Origin of the sequence: Acinetobacter sp. YH1901141 (assembly GCF_013416935.1) — a bacterium.
Classification (GTDB): domain Bacteria; phylum Pseudomonadota; class Gammaproteobacteria; order Pseudomonadales; family Moraxellaceae; genus Acinetobacter; species Acinetobacter towneri.
The window spans coordinates 25,589-33,821 of the sequence record NZ_VPEY01000025.1 but is presented as its reverse complement, the minus strand read 5'-3'; the positions used below and the strand labels follow the sequence as shown (position 1 = coordinate 33,821).

The 8,233-nt window shown below is 41.4% G+C and carries 8 protein-coding genes and 1 pseudogene; 6 read left to right on the top strand and 3 right to left on the bottom strand.

All coding sequences use genetic code 11. The features are described from left to right. Positions 1-91: 91 nt before the first annotated feature. Positions 92-322, bottom strand: a complete 231-nt coding sequence (locus FTV52_RS11955; protein ID WP_179990876.1) for a hypothetical protein — start codon at positions 320-322, stop codon at positions 92-94. 162 nt (positions 323-484) lie between these two features. Further along, positions 485-766, bottom strand: a pseudogene (locus FTV52_RS11950) (endonuclease domain-containing protein); the annotation flags it as partial. A 142-nt stretch (positions 767-908) separates the two neighbouring features. Here FTV52_RS11950 and FTV52_RS11945 point away from each other — a divergent pair. After that, positions 909-1,586 carry a YetF domain-containing protein gene (locus tag FTV52_RS11945; protein WP_179990874.1) on the top strand — a complete coding sequence of 226 codons (678 nt, stop codon included), beginning with the start codon at positions 909-911 and terminating at the stop codon, positions 1,584-1,586. A gap of 270 nt (positions 1,587-1,856) precedes the next feature. On the opposite strand, the gene FTV52_RS11940 is transcribed toward FTV52_RS11945, so the two are convergent. Beyond that, positions 1,857-3,140 (bottom strand): MFS transporter, encoded by a 1,284-nt coding sequence (locus tag FTV52_RS11940; protein ID WP_218950486.1) that lies wholly within the window; start codon positions 3,138-3,140, stop codon positions 1,857-1,859. Between the two features lie 227 nt (positions 3,141-3,367). Here FTV52_RS11940 and FTV52_RS11935 point away from each other — a divergent pair, with 227 nt between their 5' ends. The 5 genes from FTV52_RS11935 (at position 3,368) to putP (ending at position 8,187) form a co-directional block, all read left to right on the top strand. Beyond that, a complete protein-coding gene (locus FTV52_RS11935) occupies positions 3,368-4,021 on the top strand; it encodes a 1-acyl-sn-glycerol-3-phosphate acyltransferase (protein ID WP_178319243.1) in 654 nt (217 codons plus the stop codon). A 62-nt stretch (positions 4,022-4,083) separates the two neighbouring features. Next, a complete protein-coding gene (locus FTV52_RS11930; RefSeq protein WP_096902052.1) occupies positions 4,084-5,001 on the top strand; it encodes a patatin-like phospholipase family protein in 918 nt (305 codons plus the stop codon). A gap of 129 nt (positions 5,002-5,130) precedes the next feature. After that, complete coding sequence (locus tag FTV52_RS11925; RefSeq protein ID WP_096902094.1) at positions 5,131-5,616, top strand: NfeD family protein; 486 nt, start codon at positions 5,131-5,133, stop codon at positions 5,614-5,616. A 1-nt stretch (position 5,617) separates the two neighbouring features. Then, a complete protein-coding gene (locus FTV52_RS11920; protein WP_004972306.1) occupies positions 5,618-6,475 on the top strand; it encodes an SPFH domain-containing protein in 858 nt (285 codons plus the stop codon). Positions 6,476-6,696: 221 nt separating this feature from the next. Further along, positions 6,697-8,187 (top strand): sodium/proline symporter PutP, encoded by a 1,491-nt coding sequence (gene putP, locus FTV52_RS11915; RefSeq protein WP_154320988.1) that lies wholly within the window; start codon positions 6,697-6,699, stop codon positions 8,185-8,187. Positions 8,188-8,233 lie beyond the last annotated feature (46 nt).

Here is an 8,233-nt window from a genome sequence, read left to right as displayed (position 1 = left end):
AAATCATTTGAATGATTTCTTCTTGGTCTACGTGCCATAAAATACTCCATATATTGATGTTTATAACATCATTTGAGGAGCAGAATATCACTTATAGGAGTTGTTCAAATTTACGGATCCATCTCTTTTTCATAAATGTCACTAATCTATTACCTAAGTAATTCAGTTGTTCTGTAGAATGATGGTACTTTAACTGGTTTAAGGCATAGCCAATATCTGTATAAGTATTATCAAAACCACCATTAGCATTTTTCACACTAGATATAGTATGTAAATCAAGTGCCCATCCTGCTTTCCAATTACCATCTAACTTATATTCCATTTTTATTCCCCCACAACAACTTTCAATTATTATACTTTTTATGGAAAATTACTATTTACTTCACAAGCAAACCTTTTATATAAAATCATACTTTAGTCTTGAATCTCAATTTGTATCACAAGATCATCAATCTGCTTAATATTCTATTAGTTTCAAGATCACAACCATGCTCAGACCCAAAGCCTCTAAAAACTTAGTCCGTTCAGTATCATATTCTAGAGCATCATCCATTCCATGCTGACTGCCATCTAACTCAATCACTAAGCCAATTTCATAACAGTAAAAATCCACAATATAAGGTTTAATCACATGCTGACGACGAAATTTAAGATTCATAAAACGCTTGGCACGAAGTAGTTGCCACAGCAAATTTTCTGCATCTCTAGTAGCATGACGCATAGGTTTGGCAAATTGTAATAGTTGTGAATTCATCTTCTGATTCATTATTTTTTTTAATTGTAGTTTTTAGACAAAAATTTATTTTTCTAAACCACTCAAATAATTGCAGTTCTTTACTCAAAACCACTATTTTGCCCACTCAATTTAAGCATAGTATCAAGCATCAAAATAACAAAATAGACATCCTATGGATTGGTTCACCATCTTTATTCACGATACTACATGGGCATTTGTTGCAGAATTAATGATTCGTGCTGCACTCATGTTTGGCATGATTATTCTATTTTTACGCCTCACAGGAAAACGCGGAGTACGCCAGCTTTCTATTTTTGAATTGGCCATTATTTTATCGCTCGGTTCTATTGCGGGCGACCCCATGTTCACTGAAAATTTACCTTTGGTACATGCCTTGGTGGTGATGACTGTGGTGATTGCAATGTATCGCCTGACCACATGGCTCATGATGAAATATCAACCCTTTGAAGATTTGATTGAAGGTAAATCGCTATATATTGTAGAAGATGGTGAATTGGTCTTAGAAAAAATTAAGTACGGTAAAATGTCGCATGATGAATTCTTTGCCGAAATGCGCCAACAAGGTGTGGAGCATTTGGGACAAGTACGTGTCGGTTTACTAGAAACTGATGGCAAATTCAGCATGTTATTTTTTCATGACGGTGCCACACGCTATGGTTTACCCTTATTTCCTAAAGCTTGCCAACCCGTGTACCGCACAACTCCAAACACATATTATGCCTGCATGTATTGTGGGCATGTCCGTTTACTTGAACACGCCAATGAAGCCTGTCCGCGTTGTAATCACCAACAATGGACACTGGCAATCAATACTGCATATCGCAGCTAGAATATGTTGATTTTAGCTGCAACACACCTCTATGCGACTTAAATTGTCGCAGGATTGTCATAATTTAAAGTTATACTGCCTGCGCTGCCGAAGTGAAGCACTGAAAGCGCAAATAATAATTTTTAAAAATACAAAAACCAGATCGGTATTTGCTTCAATGTGGATACCTTTTATACTCCAGCGACTCTTTAAGGGTCGCTTTTATTTTTTCCACGCAATGACTTTTTAACGTGGTTTAGGTCTGTCATCCTGTCTTGATGATCTACCTTCTTATTTAAGTGCTGATGATTGAACGCTTTTCACAAGCTTTGCCCATTTCCCGATCGGTATAAGGCAAAAAATCGCAACAATACAAATCAACAGCAAGTAATTCGCGTAGCCTAAAGCATCGCCCAACACTCCACTCAGGGTATAAAGTACCCCGCTCACAGTCGCCATAATCGCAACCTGAAATGTAAAGTCAGTCCCTGCGTATTGTTTACGGCTGTACTGCATAATCAAGGTCAGCATCACCACAAGTAACATGGCAGAGCAAAAATCTTCCGCAGCATTAATGCTATAAATCAGCCAGTGCGCCACATCAACTTGCTGTTCATATAAATGAGCCAAATAAGCATAGGCCACTAAACTCAAAATTTTAAGCACAGAAAAAATGATGAGGGCATGCGCTCTAGACCACCATTTCAGCATCAACCCTGCGATGCCTGCACCCAACAAAGCGGCCATTGCCCCCAACATGGTCACGTAAATGCCAATTTGAGAAAAGCTTAAGCCTAAATCCACCATTAAAGGTTTTAATAAGGGACCAGCCAAACCATCGGCAATTTTAAAGCTGAGTAGCACCCACAACCATGCGTACAACACAGGCGTTTCAACAAAATAGCGCAGATATTCACGAATCGCAGCAAGGCGTGCGGGAAATGACATTTTACTTTGAGCTTGAACAAGCACTTGTTTAGCAGCATGTTGTGGCTCTTTAAACATTAAAATTGGCAAGGTATTTAAAAACACCAATCCCGCTAAAATTAAGAAAGTTTTTTGCCAATCTAGCCAATCCAATGCCCACAGAATTGCACCACCACCCACAATAAAGCCCAGTCGTGAACCAACCACCTGAAAGATATTACCCCAATGTTGCTGTTTGGCTTGTAAAATATTGACCGCCAAACCATCGGTGGCAATATCTTGGGTTGCACCGACCAAGTTCATACCGAGCAAAGCCACAAAAAACACCCACAAATATATAGGATGATTTAAGGACTCAATCGGTAAAAAGGACAGCCCAATCAGCACCAAAACACTCAGCCACTGGCACGGCAAAATCCAGCTACGATAATGCCCAAAATATGAATGTCCAAAGCGATCTACCAATGGCGCCCAAAAAACTTTGATTGACCACGGCAGCATTAACAAACCAAAACCGCCAATGTGTGCCAAAGACACACCTTGCGCACGTAAAACTACAGGCAAGGCATGGGTCATAAAACCAACAGGCAAGCCCTGCGCCCAATACAGAGAAAATAACAACAAATAAGTTTGGCGCAAATTGGGCATAGCATCTCAATTTAGATATGGGCAAAAGATCAAAAAAACGCAGTACTACACTAAAATTTTGAATAATGGATTGTTATTTTTCATCACTTTCACATTCAGATTTCGACTATTTTGCCAATGAATCAGACAAAGCGAAAGTCTAATATCTTGAATAGATTTAGATTCATGCGTCATGATATTGGGTATTTATTGTTGTTAATCACGCACGTCAGGATGACATCGCATTCATGAAAATCACCAATCCTTTTGCACGCAGTGCACGGCAATTTCCACAGTTACCCGACCAAGTTCCACAACGTGGAACAGCCAGCAGTCGTGCTTTATTTAAAAATATTTTTTTGGCGCAAGGCTGGCAAATGGTGGGCGAATTTCCCAACTTGCCCAAAGCAGTTGCTATTATCTCACCGCATACGTCAAATATTGATGCGTGGCATGGTTTTACCGCCCTACTCGGTTTAGGTATTCAAATTACTATTTTTGGTAAGCACACTTTATTTGAAACCCCACTCAAGCCACTTTTAAACTGGATTGGGGTAATTCCTGTGGTGCGCCATTCTCCTCAAGGACATACCCAAGATATTATTGATATTGTACGAAAAAAAGAAAAAATCTGGATTGGTATGGCGCCCGAAGGCACACGTAAACAAGCCGAAAATATCCGCAGTGGCTTTTACCATATTGCCTACGGCGCCAATATCCCAATTGTGATGTTCTCTTTTGATTATGCACACAAAACCATTCATATTTTGGGCGTGTTTCATCCTACGGGCGATTATGCTCAAGATTTAGATGCAATTTATACGCAATATCACGGCAAGTTTTCGGCTAAAAATCCACATTGGTTGGCAAAACCGTTACAAAAGCTTTTGAAAAAGGGCTAGTCAAAGTTTCTATTTTTTGTTCAGATGGGCGCAATATTCTTTGATCTAAATTTAGATTTGATATGCAACTGATTCGTTATTCTTTAGTGGGCGTACTAGCTCTAACTTTGGCTGGCTGCGACAAAACAACAAAAACACCGCCAAGCACCACACCTATCCAAGCACGTGAACCTGTAATTGCACTGGCGCTGGGTGGCGGTGGTGCTAAAGGTTTTGCACATATTGGCGTCATTAAAGTTTTAGAGTCTCACGGGATTAAACCAAAAATTGTCACAGGCACCAGTGCAGGCAGCTTTGTCGGCAGTTTATACGCCAGTGGTAAAAGTCCTTATCAGCTCCAACATATTGCCCTAACCTTTAAAGAATCCGACATTCGTGATTTAACCTTAAACCGTCAGGGTTTTATTGCAGGTCAAAAGTTACAAGACTTTGTCAATCAACACGTAGCCAATAAACCGATTGAAAAATTTCCAATTCGTTTTGCTGCCGTTGCCACACGTTTAGATAATGGACGTAAAGCCGACTTTATTAAAGGCAATGCAGGTCAAGCCGTGCGCGCCTCTTGCAGTATTCCGAATGTTTTTGTACCTGCCACCATTGGCGGAACACAATATGTGGATGGCGGCTTGGTCAGCCCAATTCCCGTACAGACGGCTAAAGCGATGGGTGCCGACTTAGTCATTGCGGTGGATATTTCTGCACGTCCGACAGGCAATCAACCTGTCAGCATGTGGGGCTTACTCGATCAAACTTTAAATATTATGGGACAGCAAAGTATCAATCAGGAATTGGCGCAGGCCAATATTGTGATTCAACCTAAAGTTGGACATATTGGTACTCTAGATTTAAAAGCCAGTAACCAAACCATTTTAGAAGGTGAAAAAGCCGCACAATTACAGGTCAAAGCAATTCTGCAAGCCATCAATAACTTTAAAAAATCACCTGCCGCGCTGAAACCTGCACCGCGTCCGAAATTTTAGGATTCAGTGATTTTTTTAATATTCATAAACTTATTGATCTGTTAAAGTGATGAGAGCGCATCTTTTTAAGTCGATGCGTTTCTCTAAGCAATTAGAATTAACCAATCGTAAAAATACGCGAGTAGATGTATGGAATTCGTTCTTGAACCTTGGCACTGGTTTGTACTAGGCGTTCTGTTAATGCTTTCAGAACTGGTCTTGCCTGCGTTTGCCGCTTTATGGTTTGGCATTGGGGCAGTCATGGTCGGTATTTTATACTGGATGTTCCCCATGATGGGTACCACTACCCAATTGGTGATGTGGATTATCTTGTCGGTACTGTGTACCTTGGCGTGGTTTAAATTTATCAAACCCTTATCTACCGATAAAACCAAAGCAGGCTTGTCACGCGAAGCCACTATTGGACAAATTGGCATGGTTATTCAAACCAACTTGGAACATGATCAAATTAAAGTCCGTTTCCCGATGCCCGTACTTGGTTCAGACGAATGGAACTGCCGCACCACAAGCCCTGTGCAAGTGGGAGATCGTATTCGCGTGATTGATATTTTGGGTAATGATTTGGTGGTGCAGCCGCATCACAGCGCACATGACAACGAAAAAGTGAGAAATTAAAATGTCTGGTGGATCTATTATTGTTTTAGCGATTTTAGCCTTTGTTGGAATTACCATTTTTAAAGGCGTGCGAATTGTTCCGCAAGGTTATAAGTGGATTGTGCAACGTCTGGGTAAATACCACACCACGCTTGCACCGGGACTTAACTTCGTCATTCCTTATGTCGATGAAGTGGCCTATAAAGTCACCACCAAAGATATTGTATTAGATATTCCATCTCAGGAAGTCATTACCCGTGACAACGCAGTTCTGCTCATGAATGCGGTAGCGTACATTAATCTCACGACTCCTGAAAAAGCAGTGTATGGCATTGAAAACTATACTTGGGCGATTCAAAACCTTGTTCAAACCTCATTGCGTTCTATTGTGGGTGAAATGGATTTGGATGATGCCTTGTCTTCGCGCGATCACATCAAAGCCAAACTCAAAGCAGCCATTTCTGATGATATTTCAGACTGGGGAATTACCCTTAAAACTGTAGAAATTCAGGATATTAAACCATCGCATACCATGCAGGCAGCTATGGAAGAACAAGCTGCAGCAGAACGTCAGCGTCGTGCTACCGTAACCAAAGCCGATGGTGAAAAACAAGCGGCTATTTTAGAAGCCGATGGTCGTTTGGAAGCTTCACGTCGTGATGCAGAAGCGCAAGTTGTATTGGCAGAATCTTCTCAACGTGCCATTGAAATGGTCAGCTCTGCGGTAGGTGATAAAGAAATTCCTGTGGCGTACTTATTGGGTGAGCAATATGTAAAAGCCATGCAAGATATGGCGAAATCCAACAATGCCAAAACTGTGGTCTTACCTGCAGATGTCCTGAATACCATTCGTGGTGTTATGGGTCGCAATAATCCATAAGCAAATCAGATAAACATCAAGATGATAGGCAGCTTTCAAGCTGCCTATTTTATGCCCATTCAGAAAAAAATCTGAAATATTTTTTAATGTATGGTTAAATTTCGCGTTTCTTGATGAAATCAGCACCGCAGATGAGATCTCTGCACTCACCAAATTGAGTGACTCACATCTAGCAGCGGTCTGTATTTTAATCGACTGTCCAAAACCCAAATGGATACTGTATGAGCGCACTCAACCCCACCATTATTACTTTCCTGTTTTATATTGTCGCCATGATTGTCATTGGTTTATTGGCTTATCGCGCGACTCGAAATTTCTCGGACTACATTTTAGGTGGTCGTCGTCTTGGCAGTTTTGTCACTGCACTTTCTGCAGGCGCATCCGATATGAGTGGCTGGTTGCTGATGGGCTTACCCGGTGCCATTTATCTTTCAGGTTTGTCTGAAATGTGGATTGCCGTTGGTCTGATTATTGGCGCATGGCTAAACTGGCTTTTGGTGGCAGGTCGTTTACGAGTACACACCGAAGTACAGCACAATGCACTGACTTTGCCTGATTATTTTTCTAACCGTTTTAATGATCAAAGAAAAATTTTAAGGATTGTATCTGCCTGCGTAATTCTAATTTTCTTTGCGATTTATTGTGCTTCGGGCATGGTTGCAGGTGCGCGCTTATTTGAAAGTATGTTTGATCTGCCTTATAGCACTGCATTGTGGATTAGTGCTATTGCCACCATCAGCTATGTGTTTATTGGTGGTTTCTTGGCAGTCAGCTGGACGGACACCATTCAGGCTGGCTTGATGATTTTTGCGCTCTTGCTGACCCCTATCATTACCCTACTCAGCTTTTCTGACCTAAGCCAAGTCACACTTGCTTTAGAAGCGGCTCGTCCGCAGGCGCTGAATTTAGTCGGAGATTTAAGCTGGGTCGCGATCATTTCCCTCATGGCATGGGGCTTAGGCTATTTTGGACAGCCACATATTTTAGTGCGTTTTATGGCAGTTGATTCAGTCAAGTCTATTCCGAATGCACGTCGTATTGGCATGACATGGATGACCTTATGTTTAGGCGGTGCGGTGGCTGCGGGCTTTTTTGGTATCGCCTACTTCCAGCAACATCCTGAACTGGCAAGTGTGGTCAATGCCAATCCTGAAACAGTATTTATGGAATTGACCAAAATCCTGTTTAATCCGTGGGTGGCAGGTGTGGTACTGGCTGCAATTTTAGCTGCTGTGATGAGTACCCTAAGCTGTCAACTTTTGGTCTGTTCAAGTACTTTAACCGAAGATTTTTACAAATCGTTCCTGCGTAAAAATGCCTCACAAAATGAATTGGTGTGGGTCGGACGCGGCATGGTACTCATGATTGCGCTGCTTGCTATTTGGATGGCGGGTAATCCTGAATCAAAAGTCTTGGGATTGGTTTCTTATGCTTGGGCAGGCTTCGGTGCAGCATTTGGTCCACTAATCATTTTGTCTTTGTTCTGGAAACGCATGACTTTAAATGGTGCATTGGCGGGGATGGTTGTCGGCGCACTTATGGTCATTCTTTGGAAAAACCTTTGGGCAGATACGGGTATTTATGAAATTATTCCAGGCTTTGTCTGTTCTTGGATTGCGATTGTCGTGGTGAGTTTATTGGGTAAAGCGCCAAGTCATGAAGTGACAGACCGTTTTGAACAGGCCGATCAGCAATATAAAGAATCGCACTAAGCTGTAGATTGATCTGCATAGAGATAAAAAAGCAATTAAAAAAAAC

Coding starts and splice junctions, on each gene's coding strand:
- FTV52_RS11955 (WP_179990876.1), bottom strand. CDS start 322: ATGGAATATAAGTTAGATGGTAATTGGAAAGCAGGATGGGCACTTGAT.
- FTV52_RS11945 (WP_179990874.1), top strand. CDS start 909: ATGGATTGGTTCACCATCTTTATTCACGATACTACATGGGCATTTGTT.
- FTV52_RS11940 (WP_218950486.1), bottom strand. CDS start 3,140: ATGCCCAATTTGCGCCAAACTTATTTGTTGTTATTTTCTCTGTATTGG.
- FTV52_RS11935 (WP_178319243.1), top strand. CDS start 3,368: ATGAAAATCACCAATCCTTTTGCACGCAGTGCACGGCAATTTCCACAG.
- FTV52_RS11930 (WP_096902052.1), top strand. CDS start 4,084: ATGCAACTGATTCGTTATTCTTTAGTGGGCGTACTAGCTCTAACTTTG.
- FTV52_RS11925 (WP_096902094.1), top strand. CDS start 5,131: ATGGAATTCGTTCTTGAACCTTGGCACTGGTTTGTACTAGGCGTTCTG.
- FTV52_RS11920 (WP_004972306.1), top strand. CDS start 5,618: ATGTCTGGTGGATCTATTATTGTTTTAGCGATTTTAGCCTTTGTTGGA.
- putP (WP_154320988.1), top strand. CDS start 6,697: ATGAGCGCACTCAACCCCACCATTATTACTTTCCTGTTTTATATTGTC.